The sequence below is a fragment of the Microbacterium sp. NPDC089186 genome (assembly GCF_040685115.1).
In the GTDB taxonomy this organism is placed as follows: Bacteria; Actinomycetota; Actinomycetes; order Actinomycetales; family Microbacteriaceae; genus Microbacterium; species Microbacterium galbum.
Genome location: NZ_JBFBHJ010000004.1, coordinates 301,514 through 318,912 on the forward strand (window position 1 = coordinate 301,514; position 17,399 = coordinate 318,912).

16 protein-coding genes are annotated in these 17,399 nt (G+C 71.1%); 9 read left to right on the forward strand and 7 right to left on the reverse strand.

Annotated elements, in window-relative coordinates:
* Positions 1-7: 7 nt before the first annotated feature.
* Both AB0N82_RS15255 and AB0N82_RS15260 read right to left on the reverse strand, forming a co-directional pair.
* Positions 8-853 carry an endo alpha-1,4 polygalactosaminidase gene (locus tag AB0N82_RS15255; protein ID WP_363392719.1) on the reverse strand — a complete coding sequence of 282 codons (846 nt, stop codon included), beginning with the start codon at positions 851-853 and terminating at the stop codon, positions 8-10.
* Entirely contained in the window at positions 850-2,166 is a 1,317-nt protein-coding gene (locus AB0N82_RS15260) for a site-2 protease family protein (protein ID WP_363392722.1), read from the reverse strand. Before AB0N82_RS15260 ends, AB0N82_RS15255 begins: the two co-directional genes overlap by 4 nt.
* Before the next feature lie 88 nt (positions 2,167-2,254).
* Between AB0N82_RS15260 and AB0N82_RS15265 the strand changes: the two genes are divergently transcribed.
* On the forward strand, positions 2,255-3,919 hold the full coding sequence (locus tag AB0N82_RS15265; RefSeq protein ID WP_315993155.1) for a UDP-N-acetylmuramoyl-L-alanyl-D-glutamate--2,6-diaminopimelate ligase: 1,665 nt from the start codon (positions 2,255-2,257) through the stop codon (positions 3,917-3,919).
* Between the two features lie 281 nt (positions 3,920-4,200).
* Here AB0N82_RS15265 and dxr read toward each other — a convergent pair whose 3' ends face one another.
* Together dxr and AB0N82_RS15275 are read right to left on the reverse strand one after the other, a co-directional pair.
* Complete coding sequence (dxr, locus tag AB0N82_RS15270; RefSeq protein WP_363392725.1) at positions 4,201-5,283, reverse strand: 1-deoxy-D-xylulose-5-phosphate reductoisomerase; 1,083 nt, start codon at positions 5,281-5,283, stop codon at positions 4,201-4,203.
* A gap of 80 nt (positions 5,284-5,363) precedes the next feature.
* A complete protein-coding gene (locus AB0N82_RS15275; RefSeq protein ID WP_363392727.1) occupies positions 5,364-6,323 on the reverse strand; it encodes an FKBP-type peptidyl-prolyl cis-trans isomerase in 960 nt (319 codons plus the stop codon).
* Positions 6,324-6,532: 209 nt separating this feature from the next.
* Here AB0N82_RS15275 and AB0N82_RS15280 point away from each other — a divergent pair, with 209 nt between their 5' ends.
* The 4 genes from AB0N82_RS15280 (at position 6,533) to dhaM (ending at position 9,718) form a co-directional block, all read left to right on the forward strand.
* Complete coding sequence (locus AB0N82_RS15280) at positions 6,533-7,234, forward strand: lysophospholipid acyltransferase family protein (protein ID WP_315994577.1); 702 nt, start codon at positions 6,533-6,535, stop codon at positions 7,232-7,234.
* An 89-nt stretch (positions 7,235-7,323) separates the two neighbouring features.
* The gene (gene dhaK, locus AB0N82_RS15285; RefSeq protein ID WP_315993158.1) at positions 7,324-8,319 is read left to right on the forward strand and encodes a dihydroxyacetone kinase subunit DhaK; all 996 of its coding nucleotides are present in this window, start codon (positions 7,324-7,326) and stop codon (positions 8,317-8,319) included.
* Positions 8,316-8,960, forward strand: coding sequence for a dihydroxyacetone kinase subunit DhaL (gene dhaL, locus AB0N82_RS15290; protein WP_363392731.1), 645 nt, complete (start codon positions 8,316-8,318; stop codon positions 8,958-8,960). Before dhaK ends, dhaL begins: the two co-directional genes overlap by 4 nt.
* Positions 8,957-9,718 carry a dihydroxyacetone kinase phosphoryl donor subunit DhaM gene (gene dhaM, locus AB0N82_RS15295; protein ID WP_363392734.1) on the forward strand — a complete coding sequence of 254 codons (762 nt, stop codon included), beginning with the start codon at positions 8,957-8,959 and terminating at the stop codon, positions 9,716-9,718. Before dhaL ends, dhaM begins: the two co-directional genes overlap by 4 nt.
* A gap of 39 nt (positions 9,719-9,757) precedes the next feature.
* Here the strand turns inward: dhaM and AB0N82_RS15300 are convergent, their stop codons facing one another.
* Positions 9,758-10,723: a sugar-binding domain-containing protein gene (locus AB0N82_RS15300; RefSeq protein ID WP_315993161.1), complete on the reverse strand. Its 966-nt coding sequence runs from the start codon at positions 10,721-10,723 to the stop codon at positions 9,758-9,760.
* Between the two features lie 112 nt (positions 10,724-10,835).
* On the opposite strand from AB0N82_RS15300, the gene AB0N82_RS15305 reads away from it, so the two are divergent.
* The 3 genes from AB0N82_RS15305 (at position 10,836) to glpK (ending at position 15,049) form a co-directional block, all read left to right on the forward strand.
* Positions 10,836-12,575 (forward strand): glycerol-3-phosphate dehydrogenase/oxidase, encoded by a 1,740-nt coding sequence (locus AB0N82_RS15305; protein WP_315993162.1) that lies wholly within the window; start codon positions 10,836-10,838, stop codon positions 12,573-12,575.
* Positions 12,576-12,696: 121 nt separating this feature from the next.
* Complete coding sequence (locus AB0N82_RS15310; protein WP_315993163.1) at positions 12,697-13,452, forward strand: MIP/aquaporin family protein; 756 nt, start codon at positions 12,697-12,699, stop codon at positions 13,450-13,452.
* An 85-nt stretch (positions 13,453-13,537) separates the two neighbouring features.
* The gene (gene glpK / locus AB0N82_RS15315) at positions 13,538-15,049 is read left to right on the forward strand and encodes a glycerol kinase GlpK (protein WP_363392738.1); all 1,512 of its coding nucleotides are present in this window, start codon (positions 13,538-13,540) and stop codon (positions 15,047-15,049) included.
* Between the two features lie 189 nt (positions 15,050-15,238).
* Here glpK and AB0N82_RS15320 read toward each other — a convergent pair whose 3' ends face one another.
* Positions 15,239-15,718: a hypothetical protein gene (locus AB0N82_RS15320; protein WP_315993165.1), complete on the reverse strand. Its 480-nt coding sequence runs from the start codon at positions 15,716-15,718 to the stop codon at positions 15,239-15,241.
* Positions 15,719-15,764: 46 nt separating this feature from the next.
* Complete coding sequence (locus tag AB0N82_RS15325; protein ID WP_363392741.1) at positions 15,765-16,235, reverse strand: OsmC family protein; 471 nt, start codon at positions 16,233-16,235, stop codon at positions 15,765-15,767.
* A 136-nt stretch (positions 16,236-16,371) separates the two neighbouring features.
* Between AB0N82_RS15325 and AB0N82_RS15330 the strand changes: the two genes are divergently transcribed.
* Complete coding sequence (locus AB0N82_RS15330) at positions 16,372-17,355, forward strand: asparaginase (protein WP_363392744.1); 984 nt, start codon at positions 16,372-16,374, stop codon at positions 17,353-17,355.
* The last annotated feature ends 44 nt before the right edge of the window (positions 17,356-17,399 follow it).

Sequence of the window (17,399 nt, forward strand, 5' to 3'; positions counted from 1 at the left end):
GGCGCGCTCAGGAGGCGCAGGCCTCGAAGACGTGGCCGGATGCCGGCGGCGCGACCAGCTGCAGGTCGCGCCGGATCATCGACACGCGCGGATCGGCGTCGCCGCAGGCCGCGAGGAAGTCGTCGCGCGACGTCTCGTCGACGTACTCGACGTCGAGCACCGCCGGATAGACGGCGCTGTAGTCGTCGCACTCCGCGACGGCTGCGCACGACTCCGCGACGGCGAAATCGAACCCTGCGGCCGCCAGCTCCTCGGCGTGCTCCGCGGTGTTCTTCTGGGCGACGGCGAGCCCTGCGTCGTGGGCGATGCGCACGTACGCCTCGGCGAGGGACCGGTTGTCGGCCCAGGTGAGTGCGCCATCGCTGCGCGTGTACGAGTCGAGGTTGTCGATCTCGTCGGCCGCGTAGCCGTCGGCGGCGCAGCCGCGGATCTGCTCCCCCACGAGGTCGACCAGCTGTGATCGGCTTGCCTCGCTCGACGTGTCGAAGAGGTACTCGTCGGGCCATCCGGCATCCACGAGGGGGCCGTCGACTCCGGCGACGAGCAGCTCGGGCCGATCCCGGGCGACAGCCGCCGAATCCTCGGGCTGCGTCTGGAACCCGTTGACGTAGCAGACGTCGTATCCGGCGCCCGCGGGTGGGGCCGTGCGATCGCGGACGACGATGTCGACCCCGTCCGACGGCGGGTAGGCACCGCCGAGCTGGTAGTCGAAGCCCGCCCCCTGCGGGGGGAGGCGCACCGCGCCCCCGGTCGACGGCGGGCCGGATGCCGGGGCGCAGCCGGTCGACACGGCGAGGGCCGCCACGACGACGACGCCGAGAGCCCCCGCCCGTGCGAACCGGCCCCGCGTCACAGCAGCTGTATCGGATTGAACACGTCGGCGAGGAACAGCACGCCGCCCATGCCCACCAGCAGCACGACGACGACGAAGGTCACGGGCACGAGCTTCGTGGCATCCACCGGGCGTGCGACCGTGCCGCGCAGACGCGCGATCCGTCGCTTGAGGCCGTCCCACAGGGCGACGACGACGTGCCCGCCGTCCAGGGGCAGCAGCGGGATGAGGTTGAAGACGAACAGGGCGATGTTCAGGGCGGCGAGCAGGCCGATGATCGACTGCACGCGCGCGGCGATCGGCGCGTCCACGGCGGCGTACTCGCCCGCGAGGCGTCCGGCGCCGACGACGCTCAGGGGGCCGTTCGGGTCGCGGGGCTGACCGGTGACGAGGTCGACCGCGGTGTCGTAGACGCGGACCGGCAGCTGCGTCATGATCTGCGCGACCGCCCCGACCTGCTGGATCGTCGCCTCGGGCCCTGCCCAGAGGGGCTGCGGCACGAGCGCGGACTGCGGGGTGAGTCCCGCGAAACCCACGCTCTGGTACTCGGGCTTCCCGGCCGCATCGAGCACAGGTCGTCCGTCGGCGCCGGTGACCGCCCGGTCGGTCTGCACGGGCGTGATCGTGAGCGTCTGCTCGGAGCCGTCGCGCTCGATCACGACGGGCAGGGCCCGACCCGGCGAGCGCTGGATGACGGCGGCGGCCTCGTCGAAGGTGGACACCGCGGTGCCGTCGATCGAGACGATGGTGTCGCCCGGCAGCAGTCCGGCGGCGGCCGCGGGGGCGACGGGGTCGCTCGCCTCGCAGGCCGAGCGATCGGCGGTGGCCGGGATGACGCACTGCGACACCGAGGCGACCGTCGTCGTCCCCTGCGCGATGCCGATGCCGCTCACGGCGACGGCCGACAGCACGAACGCCAGCAGGAGGTTCATGATCGGTCCGCCGAGCATGACGATGATGCGCTTGTACACGGGCAGTTTGTAGAAGACGCGGTCGTCGGCGGCGATGAGGGTCTCGGCGTTGGCGTCGCGGGCGTCCTGCACCATGGTGGCGAAGAAGCGCGAGCGCTTGGTGCTGGGCTCGGCGTCGTCGGGCGCCGGCGGATACATGCCGGCCATCGAGATGAACCCGCCGAGCGGCAGCAGTTTGAAGCCGTACTCGGTCTCGCCGATCCGCTTGGACCACAGTGTCGGTCCGAACCCGATCATGTACTGCCCGACGCGTACGCCGAAGAGCTTGGCGGGCAGCAGATGCCCGATCTCGTGCAGGGCGATCGAGATCGCGAGGCCGATCACGAGCACGAGCACGCCGATGAGGAAGGCGATCGCGGTCACCTTCGTGACGATACCGCCGGGAGGCTTTGAACGGCCCGTGCGGCCGCGATGCGGTGTCTGTGCGGCACCGGATGCGACAATGGACGCGATGCCCAGCGACGCCCCCTCGAACCTGCCCCCCGTCCTCCGTCCGGAGCGTCCGCCCCGCCGCGACCTCGCGGAACTGGCCCGCCGCTGGGGCGTGCGCACGGTCGGAGACGTCGACGGAACCGTCCTGACCGGCATCACGCTGGCCACCGCCGACCTGCGCGCGGGAGAGGCCTTCGTCGCGATCCGCGGAGTGAACCGGCACGGCGCCGAATTCGCGGCCACCGCGGCCGAGCGCGGCGCGGTCGCGGTCATCACCGACGACGCGGGCGCCGACATCGCCGCCCCCACCGGGTTGCCGATCGTCGTGGTCGACGACCCCCGCGCCCTGTTGGGCGACCTCTCGGCATGGGTCTACGGCACCGGCCCCGACGACGACCTCCCCCGCCTGCTGGCGACCACGGGGACCAACGGCAAGACGAGCGTCTCGCACCTGCTCGAGGGCATCCTCGGTCAGCTCGGCGTGGTGACGGGCCTGTCCTCCACCGCCGAGCGCCACATCGCGGGAGACGTGATCGTCTCGCGCCTGACCACCCCCGAGGCCTCGGAGTTCCACGCCCTGCTCGCGCTCATGCGCGAGCGCGGGGTCGAGGCGGTCGCCGTCGAGGTGAGCGCGCAGGCCCTCACCCGACACCGCGTCGACGGGCTGGTGTTCGACGTCGCCGGGTTCACCAACCTCACGCACGACCACCTCGACGACTACGCCGACATGCGCGAGTACTTCGAGGCCAAGCTGCCGCTGTTCCGCCCCGACCGCGCGCGACGCGGCGTGGTGTGCCTCGACTCCCCCGCGGGTGCGGAGATCGCGGCGCGCGCCGAGATCCCGGTCGTGACCATCGCGACGCCCGCGATCGCGCACGACCCCGCGGCGGTGGCATCCGCCGACTGGACGGTCGACATCGTCGACGAGCGCCAGGAGGGCACCGAGTTCACACTGTCCGACGGCAAGGGACGCTCGCTCACCACGGTCGTGCCCGTGATCGGTCGCCACATGGCCGCCAACGCCGGACTCGCGATCGTCATGCTGCTCGAGACCGGCTACACGTGGGAGCACCTGTTCAGCACCCTCGACGGCGAGCACATCGACGCCGCCCTCCCGGGCCGCACGCAGCTGGTCTCGGGGGCGGAGGGTCCCGCCGTCTACGTCGACTTCGGTCACTCCCCCGACGCGTTCGAGAAGACGCTCGCCGCGGTGCGACGCGTCACGCCGGGAAAGGTCGTCATGCTCTTCGGCGCCGACGGCGACCGCGACGCGACCAAGCGCCACGACATGGGACGCACGGCCGTCGAAGGCAGCGACATCCTCGTCGTCACCGACCACCACCCCCGACACGAGAACCCGGATGCCATCCGCGCGGTGCTCGTCGAGGGCGCGCGGCGCGCGCGGCCCGACGCCGAGATCCACGAGTTCACCCCTCCGGAGCGGGCGATCCTCGAGGCCGTGAAGCTCGTCGGCGAGGGCGACGCGATCCTGTGGGCAGGGCCCGGACACCAGGACTACCGCGACGTCCGCGGCGTCCGCACGCCCTATTCGGCCCGCGAGCTGTCACGACGCGCCCTGCGCGCGGCCGGCTGGGCCGTGCCCGACCCGCAGTGGCCTGTCCCCTACCCGGCCGACAGCACGCCGTCGTCCGACCCCGAGCGCCCGGTCGACTTCCCCGCCTGACCGGGCGACGGCAGCTCATCGCCTCCCACCCGCCCCGAGGGGGCCGAGCCCGCCGAAGCCACCGCAACCCGCGCAACACCCTGCACCCGAGGTGGCTGAGCTCATCGAAGCCACCGGCGCCCGCGCGCGCACGCCCGGTCCCCTCGACAGGCTCAGGGACCCCCGACCATCGCTGCACCCAAACCCCGACGCCAGGTGGCTGAGCCCGCCGAAGCCACCGCAACCCGCGTCACCCCGGTCCCTTCGACAGGCTCAGGGACCTCCGCATCCGGCGAGGGACGTCAGCGCGACGCGATGACCTCGTCGGCCGTACGGCGCGCCCACGTCTCCGCCTCGGCGAGGCTCTCGCGGGTGAGGGTCGCCGGGGGCTCGTGCCGATCGACCACGCGCTCGATGAGATCGACGATGCCGAGGAAGCTCAGCCGGCCCTCATGGAAGGCGTCGACGGCCTGCTCGTTCGCCGCGTTGAAGACCGCCGGGAACGTCGCCCCCGCGCGCCCCACGCGCTTGGCCAGAGCGACGGAGCCGAAGGCCTTCTCGTCGAGCGGTTCGAACGTCCACTGCGACGCCGTGGTCCAATCCAGCGGCGCCCCGACGCCGCCCACACGGTGCGGCCAGTCGAGGCCGAGCGAGATCGGCAGCCGCATGTCGGGCGGAGACGCCTGGGCGATCGTCGAGCCGTCCACGAACTCGACCATCGAGTGCACGATCGACTGCGGGTGCACGGTCACCGCGATGCGGTCGTAGGCGACGTCGAAGAGCAGGTGCGCCTCGATGACCTCCAGGCCCTTGTTGACGAGCGTCGCCGAGTTGGTGGTCACCACCCGGCCCATGTCCCAGGTGGGGTGGGCGAGCGCTTCGGCCGGGGTGACGGCGCCGAGCTCGTCGCGCGAACGCCCGCGGAACGGACCCCCGGATGCCGTGAGCACGAGACGGCGCACCTCGTTCGACGCTCCCGCGCGCAGCGCCTGGGCGATGGCGGAGTGCTCCGAGTCGACGGGGACGATCTGGCCCGGCGCGGCGAGCGCGGTGACGAGTTCACCGCCGACGATCAGCGATTCCTTGTTCGCCAGCGCCAGGGTGCGGCCCTCCTCGAGGGCCGCGAGGGTGGGCCCGAGACCCACCGATCCGGTGATGCCGTTCAGCACGACATCGGCGTCGACGTCGCGGACGAGCTGCTCCGCTTCGACGGCACCGAGAGCGGTGTGCTCGACGCCGAAGGCCTCGGCCTGCGCCTCCACGCCGGCGCGGTCGGTACCGGCCGCGAGACCGACGATCTCGAAGCGGTCGGCGTTGGCGCGGATGACGTCGAGCGCCTGGGTGCCGATCGAACCGGTGGAACCGAGGATGAGGACGCGGCGCATCCCGTCAGCCTACTGAGCCGCCACCCCGGGGCGTCGCGCGCCGCACGCCTTCGTGCGAGGCGCGACGCCCCGGACGGCGCTCACTGCGCGGCGGGAGCGTGCTGCACGCCGAGGATGTCGACGACAAACACGAGCGTCGAGTTCGCCGGGATCGAGCCCTGCTCCTGGTCGCCGTACCCGTCGGCGGGCGGGATGACGGCGACGACCTGCGAACCGACCGTCTGTCCCTCGAGCGCCTTCTTGAAGCCCGGGACGACCGCGGTGGTCGCGAACTGGGTCGGCGCGCCCTTGTCCCAGCTCGAGTCGAAGACGGTGCCGCCGTCGTAGAGCACACCCGTGTACTGCACGATGACGGTGTCGCCGGGGTTGACCACGTCGCCCGAGCCCTGGCGCAGGTTCTCGATGCGCGTCTCGGTGGGCGCGGGGGTGCTCGGGACGGTGACCGTGGGGGCACCGTTGTCGGCGAAGGTCACGGTCGGCATGCCGTCGGCCGGGGCGACCTCGGTGCCGTCCGCGCGCGTCGGGAGCTCCGCGATCGCGTCCGCCACCAGAACGTAGGCGGGAGAGCCTTCGCCGAGGATGCCGGCGGGGAAGGTCGAGACGGTGCGCGAGCCGACCGGCACGCACGACACGGCCGCGCCGAAGATCTGCTGGGAGTTGACGATCATGTCCATCCCGGACGGATCGGACGACAGCGAGTCCAGGACGACGTCACCCGTGCTGGCGTCGATCACCGTGTAATTGGCCTTGACGATGTCGCCGGCCTGGATCTCCTCGCCGCTGCCCTCGATCAAGGTGCTGCGCTGGATGTCGCTGGGGGCGAAGCCATCGGGGCGCGTCACGGTGACAGGGCCCTGGAAGTCGCCCGACACCTCGAGCCCCGCGGGGACGTCGCCGGTGAACGGCGTCTGGCAGGCTCCGGCATCCGGGGTCGCCGTGGCATCGGGCGTCTGCGCGTCGGTGGACGAGCCGGAGCATCCGGCCAGCAGCAGCACTGCGACGGCGGCGACGGACAGGGAAGCGATCGGGCGAAAACGCACGGGAGACCTCTCGGAAGAAGACGGGAAGCTCCCATCCTCGCGCATCCGGCTTTGGCGCGGCTGGGAGAGCACAGCGGAAGGAGGCCGGCAGAGAGGCCGTCCGCGACGCACGCCGCCCCATGCACGCCCCGGCATGCGGCGGCTAGTAGCCTCGTCGAGTGAGTTCCGACCTGCCCGCCGAGCCCCCCGCCGCCGCTCCGCCGCAGCAGATGGGCGCGGCCTACGGACTCGGACGATTCCTCATCGCGCCCCTCGCCCGCGCCGTCTACCGGCCGCACGTCGAGGGGCGAGAGAACGTCCCGCGCACGGGTCCGGTGATCTTCGCCAGCAACCACCTGTCGTTCATCGACTCGATCGCCATCCCGGTCGCCGCTCCCCGCCCCGTGCACTTCATGGCGAAGTCGGCGTACTTCGAGAAGTGGGCCTCGCGGCAGTTCTTCACCGCCATCGGGGCGATCGCGGTCGAGCGCGGGGCCGGGCAGAAGGCCCTCGACGCCCTCGACCAGCAGCGCGTGCTCCTCGAAGACGGTCGCGCCGTCGCGCTCTACCCCGAGGGCACGCGCTCCCTCGACGGCCGGCTCTACAAGGGCCGCACGGGAGTGGCGTTCCTGGCGTTGCAGACCGGTGCACCGGTGGTCCCGGTCGGCCTCATCGGCACCGACAAGGCGATGCCGGTCGGGGCGAAGTTCCCCAGCACGAGCGAGCGCATCACGGTGCGTTTCGGCGAGCCCCTCGACCTCTCGCCGCACGGTCCCGCGACCTCGGGGCGCGCGCGACGCGGCGCCACCGACGAGATCATGGCCGCCATCCACGCCCTGAGCGGCCAGGAGCTCGCGAACGCCTACAACGAGGCCCCGGCGCAGAACCCCATCGAACGCATCAAGCAGGTCCTGCCGCACGAACGCCTCTGACGCGCCTCCTCGCCCTTGACGCGACGCCCCCCGACGACCAGGGTCGAAACCGACGGCCCGAACCGTCGGAGCCACAACGAGGAGGCATCGTGAAGAAGTTCGTCAACGACCCGGCCGATGTGCTGGCCGAGGCCCTGCGCGGTATTCAGGCGGCTCATCCCGATCTTCGCGTGGATGCCGAGAACCGCGTCATCCTGCGCGCGGAACCGACCCGCGCGGGCAAGGTGGCCCTCGTCTCGGGCGGGGGCTCCGGGCACGAGCCGATGCACGGCGGGTTCGTCGGACGCGGCATGCTCGACGCCGCCGCCGCGGGCGAGGTGTTCACCTCCCCCACCCCCGACCAGGTTCTCGCAGCCACGCAGGCCGCCGACTCGGGCGCGGGCGTCCTGCACATCGTGAAGAACTACACCGGCGACGTGCTCAACTTCGAGATGGCCGCCGAGCTCGCCGCCGCCGAGGGCGTGCAGGTCGAGTCCGTCGTCGTCGCCGACGACGTCGCCGTGCAGGACTCGACGTGGACCGCCGGCCGCCGCGGCACGGGAACCACCGTCGTCCTCGAGAAGATCGTCGGCGCCCTCGCCGAGGAAGGCGCCGATCTCGCCGCCGTCGCCGCGCTCGCGCGCCGCGTCTCGTCCGCCGGGCGCTCGATGGGCGTCGCGCTGACCAGCTGCACCGTGCCGGCGGCCGGTCGCCCCACCTTCGACCTCCCCGACGACGAGATGGAGGTCGGTGTCGGCATCCACGGCGAACCCGGCCGCTCGCGCGTGAAGCTGGCATCCGCTCACGAGGTCGCGAAGCTCATGGTCGAGCCGATCGTGCACGACTTCGGCGACGCGGTGGGGCCGGCGATCGTGCTGCTGTCGGGATTGGGCGGAACGCCGCTCATCGAGCAGTACCTCTTGTACGGCGAGATCGCGCCGCTCCTCGCCGAGGCGGGGGTCGACGTGCAGCGCGTGCTCATCGGCGACTACATCACCAGCCTCGACATGGCGGGCGCCTCGCTGACGGTCGTCAAGGCCGACGACGAGATGCTGCGCCTGTGGGACGCCCCCGTCGTCACCCCCGGCCTGCGGTGGGGCGCATGAGCGCCGCCTCCGTCACGACCGGCGACCTCGTCGCCTGGATCCGCGCCTTCCGCGACGCGGTGCAGCAGCACAAGGACGAACTGACGCGCCTCGACTCCGAGATCGGAGACGCCGACCACGGCTCGAACATGGCCCGCGGTCTCGACGCGGTCGTCGCCAAGCTCGACCCCGAGCCGTCCACTCCGACCGATCTGTTCAAGACGGTGGGCATGACCCTCGTCTCCACGGTCGGCGGGGCCAGCGGCCCGCTCTACGGCACCCTCTTCCTGCGCATGGGACCCGCCCTGGCCGAGGCCGACCCCGTGGATGCCGCAGCCCTCGGTGCGGCGCTCCGGGCCGGTGTCGAGGGCGTCATCGCCCGCGGCAAGGCCGAGGTCGGCGACAAGACCATGATCGACGCCCTCTCCCCCGCCCTCGAGGCCTGGGACTCCGCTGCGCGGGACGACGCGTCACCTGCCGCCGCCTCGCGCGCCGCCGCCGAAGCCGCCGCGCGCGGACGTGATGCGACAGAGCCGCTCGTGGCCCGCAAGGGCCGCGCGAGCTACCTCGGCGAGCGCAGTGCCGGACACCTCGACCCGGGCGCCGCCTCGGCGACGCTCCTGCTCGAGGCCCTGAGCGGCACCCTGGCGGCCGCCGAGTGATCGGCATCGTCGCGGTCTCGCACAGTCGCGCCCTGGCGGAGGCCGCCGTCGAGCTCGCGCTGCAGATGGGCGGGACCGAACCCCCCGTCGTGCGCGTGGCCGCGGGCGGACCCGACGGCGACCTCGGGACGGATGCCGTGGCCATCGCCGCCGCGATCGACGAGGCGGATTCGAGCGACGGCGTGCTCGTGCTGATGGACCTGGGCTCGGCCCTCCTGAGCGCCGAGACGGCGCTCGAGTTCGTCTCCGCCCCCGACCGTGTGCGGCTCAGCCCCGCTCCGTTCGTCGAGGGTCTGGTGGCGGCGGTGGTCACGGCCGCCGGTGGGGCCGGTCTGGACGCGGTGGCCGCCGAAGTGCGCGGGGCGGGCGACGCGAAGCGGCACCAGCTCGGCGACGACGACGCCTCGGCATCCCCTCCGACCCCGGGGAGTTCCGCGCCGTCGACCGATGCGGGGACTGTCGAGGATGACGCTCCCCCCGACACCGCGTCGTTCGAGGCGCAGATCGTCAACCCGTCGGGACTGCACGCCCGGCCGGCCGCGACCTTCGTGAAGGCGGCGTCGCGCTACGACGCCGACGTGCGCATCGTCGATCTCGACACCGGCGGCGACGAGGTCTCGGGGCGCAGTCTGCTCGCCCTCATGGCGCTGGGCGTGCGGCAGGGGGCGCGCGTGCGCGTGAGCGCCTCCGGGCCGCAGGCGCAGCAGGCCCTCGATGAGCTGCGCGCTCTCATCGACGACGGCTTCGGCGAGCGCTGAGGCTCCCTCCGCGCCGGGGTGGCCTGGCATTCCGACCGGTCAGCGCGTGACGCTGAGCAGGCGTCGCGCGAGCGACTCCTCCACGACGAGCTCCGTCACCAGGCCCGCAGCGAGCGCCCCGCGCAGCCCGTCGAGCTTCGACAGGCTCGACACGACGCAGAAGCGCCGGGGGATGCGACGGACCGTGTCGAGATCGGGCCCGCTGGAGCGCGCGTTGAGCTCGGGGATGTCGCTCGAGCCGTCGGCACGGTAGAACACCGTCGCGCAGTCGCCGACGACGCCCTCGCGCTCGATCACCGCGCGGTCGCGCTCGTCGAAGTAGTCACCGCTGTAAACGTGCGAGGGCACGTCGGCGTGGGGCGAGCCGAGTCCGAAGACGAACAGACCGACGCGCTGCTGGATCTCCAGGACCGAGCGCACGGAGCGCTCGCGCCACATGGCCTGCTTCGTGCGCGGATCGTCGAAGAGCGCCGGCACCGGGAATTGGTGCACCGACGACGACCACGCCGCACCGAACTTCGACAGGATCTCCCCCGCATAGGGGATGCCGGAGGTGCGCACGTTCGCGGCGCCGTTCATCTGCACGATGTGGGTGTCGTGCACGTCCTTCTGCGGCACGTGGCGCGCCATGGCGGAGAGGGTGGATCCCCAGGCCACCCCGACCGTCATCGACGACTCGACCCGCTCGGCGAGGATGCGTGCCGCGGTGAGGGCGGTCCGTTCCAGACGCTCGGCCTCGGACGTGCGCGGGGGTGTGGGGACGATGTGCGCGGTGATGCCGAAGCGGTCCGCGATGCGCTGAGCCATCTGGCCGCGCGCGTCGTCGGGCGGACTGATCGAGATCGTGACGAGCCCCACGTCGCGGGCGTGCTGCAGCAACCGCGATACCGAGGACCGCGAGACGCGCATCTCGTGCGCGATGGCATCCATCGTGAGGTCCTGCATGTAGTACAGCTGAGCCGCGCGCAGCGCGTCTCGGGAGCGCTCCTCCGCCTGCGTCGTCACTGTCTCGACACCTTCATGAACACCATTCTGCACGTTTGTTCAAGGGGCTTGCAACAACGTGCAGACGAGCGCATCCTGATCGTCGTACCAACAACGAAAGGTCGCAGTCGACATGTCGTCCCCCACTTCTTCGCCCCGCGCGGATGTCCCGGCGCTCCGCCCCGACGTCCAGGCGCTCCGCGACGCCGAAGACCTCGACGTCCTGATCATCGGTGGAGGCATCAACGGCCTCGCCACCCTGCGCGACCTGGCCCTGCAGGGCGTCAGCGTCGCCCTCGTCGAGCGCGGCGACTTCGTATCGGGTGCGTCCTCCGCCTCCAGCCACATGGTGCACGGTGGCATCCGGTACCTCGAGAACGGCGAGTTCCGTCTCGTCAAGGAAGCCGTCACCGAGCGCAACGACCTGCTCAAGACGGCCCCCCACTACGTCAAGCCGCTCGAGACGACGATCCCGATCTACAAGACGTTCTCCGGCATCCTGTCCGCCCCGTTCCGCCTGCTGGTGACGCACGGACGCGGCAAGCCCAACGAGCGCGGCGCCCTGCTGATCAAGGTCGGCCTCATCATGTACGACACCTTCTCGCGCGACGGCGGATCGGTCCCCCGGCACAAGTTCCTCGGCAAGAAGAAGTCGCTCGCTGAGCTGCCCAAGCTCAACAACGATCTCGCCTACACGGCCACCTACTTCGACGCCTCGATGCACGACCCCGAGCGCATCGCCCTCGACGTGCTGCGCGACGGCATCGAGGCGGGCGCCGGGCGCACGCAGGCGGTCAACTACGTCTCGGCCGTCGGCGCCGACGCGAACGGCGTGCGCGTGCGCGACGAGGTGTCCGGCGAGGAGTTCACCGTGAAGTCCAAGGTGATCCTGAACACCGCGGGCCCCTGGACCGACCTGGCCAACGAGGCCATGGGACTGAAGACCCAGTTCATGGGTGGCACCAAGGGCTCGCACATCGTGCTCGACAACCCCGAACTGCTCGCCGCGACCGGGGGACGCGAGATCTTCTTCGAGCACTCCGACGGCCGCATCGTCCTCATCTACCCGCTCAAGGACCGCGTCCTCGTCGGCACCACCGACATCGACGCCGACCCGTCGAAGCCCGTCGTGTGCACCGACGACGAGATCGAGTACTTCTTCGACCTCATCGGCCACGTCTTCCCGACCGTCGGCGTCGACCGCTCGCAGATCGTCTACACGTTCTCCGGCATCCGTCCGCTCCCCCGCCACGACGACACCGCACCCGGCTTCGTCTCGCGCGACTACCGCATCGTCGAGGACGAGATCGCCGGAACCCCCGCGATGAGCCTCGTGGGCGGCAAGTGGACCACCTTCCGCGCCCTCGCCGAGCACCTCAGCATGAAGACGCTGCAGAAGCTCCGTCGCCCGCACCGCGTGAGCACGCAGGGCCTGTCGATCGGCGGCGGCGCCGGCTTCCCCGCGACGCCCGAGCAGCGTCGCCGGTGGATCTCGGCGCGCACGAATGCTCACTCGGCGGAACTCGTGGATGCCATGCTCGAGCGCTACGGCACGCGGGCCGACGCGATCCTCGACGTGCTGCCGGCCGATCCGACCCCGGTCGAAGACGCCCCCGGGTACTACCGCGAAGAGCTCGAGTGGATCGCGGCGAACGAGCAGGTCGTGCACCTGATCGACGTCCTGCTGCGCCGTACCCACCTGGCCTTCGTCGGCGGCATGACCGAGCGCACGCTCCGCGAGGTCGCCGAGGCCGTGGCGGGTCCCCTCGGCTGGGACGCCGATCGCGTCGACGACGAGATCAGCCGCACCACCGAGATCCTGCGCTCCGCGCACCGGGTCGACCTGGCGCAGGCCGGGGTCGCGCGAATCTGAGAGAACGTGCGGGCGCGCCACCTGTCGCGCGCCCGCACGACGCGCATAGGTTCGGAACACCGAGCCGCATCACCACCCGAGCCGAAGGTGTCCGGGTGAGAAAAGAAAGGTCGATGACGACATGCAAGAAGTGAACCTGGGGCTGTACTTCCTCTCGGAGGTGGTCGGCACCGCGATGCTCATCCTCTTGGGCTGCGGCGTGGTCGCCAACGTGGCCCTCGCCAAGACCAAGGGCAACGCCGGTGGCTTCCTGATGGTGAACTGGGGGTGGGGCCTCGCCGTGTTCGCCGGTGTGATCGTCTCCGCCTACTCCGGCGCGCAGTTGAACCCCGCCGTCTCGATCGGTCTGCTCGTCGCGGGCAAGATCGCTTTCGTCCAGTTCCTCGTGGCCGTGGCGGCCCAGATGGTCGGTGCGATCATCGGCGCCGTGCTCGCATGGGCGTCGTACAAGCAGCACTTCGACGACGAGCCCGACCCGGCCAACAAGTTGGGCGTGTTCTCGACCGGCCCCGCGATCCGCTCCTACGGCTTCAACTTCCTCACCGAGGTCATCGCGACCTTCGTGCTGGTCTTCGTGATCTTCGGCTTCAGCGACTACGGCGTGGCCGACATCGGCGTCCCCGGTGGTATCGGCGGACTCGCCGCTGTCCCGGTCGCCCTGCTCGTCGTCGGTATCGGCGCCTCGCTCGGTGGCCCCACCGGCTACGCGATCAACCCGGCACGTGACCTCGGCCCCCGTATCGCCCACGCCATCCTCCCCATCAAGGGCAAGGGTTCCAGCGACTGGGGCTACGCGTGGGTTCCGGTTGCCGGCCCCCTCGTGGGTGGCCTGCTCGCGGGTCTGCTGGCCCCCGTGCTCCTCAGCCTCGGCAAGTAACACCGTCGCGGGGGCGTCGCCCGGCGCCCCCGCCTCCCCTTTCCTCTCTTCACCCGTTCACTGAACAAGACAAAGGAGTCCATCCATGGCCGACTACGTCCTCGCCATCGACCAGGGCACGACCTCGACGCGCGCGATGATCTTCGACAAGTCCGGGAGCGTCGTCTCCGTCGGACAGAAGGAGCACGAGCAGATCTTCCCGCGCGCGGGCTGGGTCGAGCACGACCCCCTCGAGATCTGGCGCAACACCCAGGAGGTGATCGGCCTCGCCCTGAGCCGCGCCGACATCACCCGCCACGACATCGCCGCCGTCGGCATCACGAACCAGCGCGAGACCGCGGTGGTCTGGGACAAGAACACCGGCAAGCCCGTCTACAACGCGATCGTGTGGCAGGACACCCGCACGCAGTCGATCGTCGACCGCCTGGCCGACGGTGACCCCGAGCGCTACAAGAGCATCGTCGGTCTTCCGCTGGCGACCTACTTCTCGGGCACCAAGATCGTCTGGATCCTCGAGAACGTCGACGGAGCCCGCGAGAAGGCGGAAGCCGGAGACCTCGTCTTCGGCACCACCGACACCTGGGTGCTGTGGAACCTCACCGGCGGCATCGACGGCGGCGTGCACGCCACCGACGTCACCAACGCCAGCCGCACCCTGTTCATGGACCTCGAGACGCTCGAGTGGCGCGACGACATCCTGTCGGACTTCGGCGTGCCCCGCTCGATGATGCCCGAGATCCGCTCCTCCTCGGAGGTCTACGGCACCGTCGAGTCGTCGTCGTTGCTGCGCGAGACCCCGATCGCCGGCATCCTGGGCGACCAGCAGGCCGCGACCTTCGGTCAGGCCGCCTTCGACCCGGGCGAGAGCAAGAACACCTACGGCACCGGCAACTTCCTCATCTTCCAGACGGGCGAGGAGATCGTCCACTCGAAGAACGGTCTGCTGACGACCCTCGGCTACAAGCTCGGCGACCAGCCCGCCCGCTACGCGCTCGAGGGATCGATCGCCGTGACCGGCTCGCTCATCCAGTGGCTGCGCGACCAGCTCGGCATCATCTCCTCGGCCCCCGAGGTCGAGAAGCTCGCCGAGAGCGTCGACGACAACGGCGGCGTGTACTTCGTGCCGGCGTTCTCGGGCCTGTTCGCCCCGTACTGGCGTCCCGACGCCCGCGGCGCGATCGTCGGCATGACCCGCTACGTCAACCGGGGCCACATCGCCCGCGCGGCGCTGGAGGCCACCGCCTTCCAGTCGCGCGAGGTGCTGGATGCCGTCAACGCGGATTCGGGCGTCGACCTCGCCGAGCTCAAGGTCGACGGCGGCATGACCGCCAACGACGCGCTCATGCAGTTCCAGGCCGACATCCTCGGTGTTCCGGTCGTGCGTCCGGTCGTGGCCGAGACCACCGCCCTCGGTGCCGCGTACGCCGCGGGTCTGGCCGTGGGCTTCTGGAACAACCTCGACGACCTGCGCGCCAACTGGCAGGAAGACAAGCGCTGGGAGCCGAGCATGGACGACGCGGAGCGCGAGCGCGAGCTGCGCCTGTGGAAGAAGGCCGTCACCAAGTCGATGGACTGGATCGACGACGACGTGCGCTGATCCCGCCCCCACGAACGGAACCCCGTCGGCCCCGTGCCGGCGGGGTTCCGTCGTTCCCGCCCGCCTCCCGCACGGCCCTCAGCCCACCCCCCGAAGTCCCTGAGCCCGCACCCCGAGGTCCCTGAGTCCGTCGAAGGGACCGGTCCCCTTCCCGCACGCCGGCTCCCACGGCATCCGCACGCCGAGACCTCAGCGCCGAGGCTTGGGATAGGCCGCGCGCATCGCGTCGGACTGCAGGTAATCCGACACCCCGATGAGCAGGAGGGCGAAAAGGATCTGCTCCGTCACCACCCAGAACGGGTACAGCCCGGGGATGGCCGCCAGCACGAGCGCCACCACCGGGAAGATGCGACTGAACAGCTGCAGGCGCCGGAAGGCCCAGTACCACCCCGCGTGTGCACGCCAGAGGAAGTAGAACAGCGTCGTCGTGATGCCCAGCACCACCAAACAGCGCATCCACACCGCGAATCCGACGTCCTGACCGCTCAGGCTCATCCACAGCGCCACGACGACCGTCGCGACCCCGAGGACGAACCCCGCGGCGAGCAGCACCGTCATCGCGCGGAAGGCCCGGCGCACTTTCGGATCGTCGGACGCCGCGACACGATGATCGGCCTGCCGGCCCCCGGCGATCCGATCGAGACGGCGCAGGGCGGGTTCGAGCTGCATGCGCTCACTGTACGACGAGTCGCCCCGCCGCCGTCCACGGCGCCGCTCAGCCGACGGTGACCACCGGTTCGTGACGCACCGGGAAGTTGACAGAGTTCGCGATGAAACACCACTCACGGGCCTGACGGTGGGCGGCGGTGGCCGCCTCGACCATCGACTCCTCGGCGACCGTGACGTGCGGGCGCAGCACGACGTCGGTGAACGCTCCCCCGCTGTTGCCGTCCTCCTTCATCGTCCCTTCGGCGTCGTCCTCGTAGGACGTGACGACCACGCCGGTCGTGACGCACGCGTGCAGGTACGACAGCAGATGGCATTCGCTCAGCGCGGCCAGCAGCAGCTCCTCCGGGTTCCACTTCGCCGGATCGCCTCGGAAGGGCGTGTCCGCGGATGCCGCGATCGCGGGCTTGCCGTCGACCTGCACGGTCACGGACCGGTCGTAGTCGCGGTATCCGCTCGTCCCGGTCCCTCGGTCGCCGGTCCAGGTCGCGCGCAGGCGGTAGTGATGCTCTCCGTACATGCCCCCAGTCTGCCCCGTACCCGCGCGCGAGTCGCCGGAATCCGTCGCCGGAAACGTGTCGGAGGCGACATATCCTGGCGACTCGCACGGGCGGCTCGACCGGGGCGGAAGGGGGTCGGCGGGATACGATCAAGGGATGCCCACCACGCCCCCCGCCTCCGTCGAACTCGCCGTCGTCGACCGCAACGGCTTCGTCGAATCACGCCACGTCGGCGTCGCCGTCGTGCTCGCTCCCGACGGCACCGAGAAGCTCGCCCTGGGCGACGTGACGGCGGCATTCCTGCCGCGCTCGAGCATGAAGCCCCTGCAGGCCCTCGCGTGCCTGTCCGCGGGAGCCGATCTCGCCGACGAGCGCCTCGCGATCTCCATGGCCAGCCACTGCGGCACCGACCGCCACGCCCAGCTGGCGCGCGACATCCTGCAGTCGGCCGGGCTCACCGAAGACGACCTGGGCTGCCCCGCGGCCTGGCCCACCGACACGGCGTCGCGTGATGAGCTCGTCCGCGATCACGGCGCCCCCTCCCCGCTGCGCATGAACTGCTCGGGAAAGCACGCCGCGATGCTGCTGACGTGCGTGGCCAACGGGTGGTCGACGGCCGACTACCTCGACCCGCAGCACCCTCTGCAGGTGCACATCCGCGAGGTGCTCGAGCGCCTCGTCGGCGAGCGCATGACCACGACGGCGATCGACGGCTGCGGCGCCCCCGTCTACGCGATGAGCCTGGTGGGTCTCGCGCGCGCCATCCAGCGCATCGCCACCTCCTCGGAGCGCTCGCCCTTCGCCCTGCACCGCAGCGCGGGAGCGCTCGTCCGCGCCGTCAAGGAGCACCCCTGGACCGTCGACGGCCCGGGTCGTCCCGACACCATCGTGATCGAACGACTCGGCGTGTTCTCCAAGATGGGCGCCGAAGGCGTCCAGGTCATGACGGCGCCCGATGGAACGACCGTCGCCCTGAAGATGCTCGACGGCTCCAACCGTGCGGGCTGGGCGGTGGCCCTGCGCCTGCTGGAGCGGGCCGGGGCCCTGTCCACCGAGGCCGTCGATGAGACGCTGGCGCTCCTGCCCCTCACGGTGTCGGGCGGCGCGGGTGTCGTCGGCTCGATCCGCGCCGTGGTCTGATCCATCGGCGCGCCGGGCGGGCATGCCCTTCGCCGCCCGACCGA

What these genes read in the sequence shown, in the direction of transcription:
- dhaL (WP_363392731.1), top strand. Translation starts at nt 8,316, where the DNA reads ATGAGCGCCGCCTCCGTCACGACCGGCGACCTCGTCGCCTGGATCCGC.
- dxr (WP_363392725.1), bottom strand. Translation starts at nt 5,283, where the DNA reads ATGCGCCGCGTCCTCATCCTCGGTTCCACCGGTTCGATCGGCACCCAG.
- AB0N82_RS15330 (WP_363392744.1), top strand. Translation starts at nt 16,372, where the DNA reads ATGCCCACCACGCCCCCCGCCTCCGTCGAACTCGCCGTCGTCGACCGC.
- AB0N82_RS15310 (WP_315993163.1), top strand. Translation starts at nt 12,697, where the DNA reads ATGCAAGAAGTGAACCTGGGGCTGTACTTCCTCTCGGAGGTGGTCGGC.
- glpK (WP_363392738.1), top strand. Translation starts at nt 13,538, where the DNA reads ATGGCCGACTACGTCCTCGCCATCGACCAGGGCACGACCTCGACGCGC.
- AB0N82_RS15325 (WP_363392741.1), bottom strand. Translation starts at nt 16,235, where the DNA reads ATGTACGGAGAGCATCACTACCGCCTGCGCGCGACCTGGACCGGCGAC.
- AB0N82_RS15305 (WP_315993162.1), top strand. Translation starts at nt 10,836, where the DNA reads ATGTCGTCCCCCACTTCTTCGCCCCGCGCGGATGTCCCGGCGCTCCGC.
- AB0N82_RS15265 (WP_315993155.1), top strand. Translation starts at nt 2,255, where the DNA reads ATGCCCAGCGACGCCCCCTCGAACCTGCCCCCCGTCCTCCGTCCGGAG.
- AB0N82_RS15280 (WP_315994577.1), top strand. Translation starts at nt 6,533, where the DNA reads ATGGGCGCGGCCTACGGACTCGGACGATTCCTCATCGCGCCCCTCGCC.
- AB0N82_RS15320 (WP_315993165.1), bottom strand. Translation starts at nt 15,718, where the DNA reads ATGCAGCTCGAACCCGCCCTGCGCCGTCTCGATCGGATCGCCGGGGGC.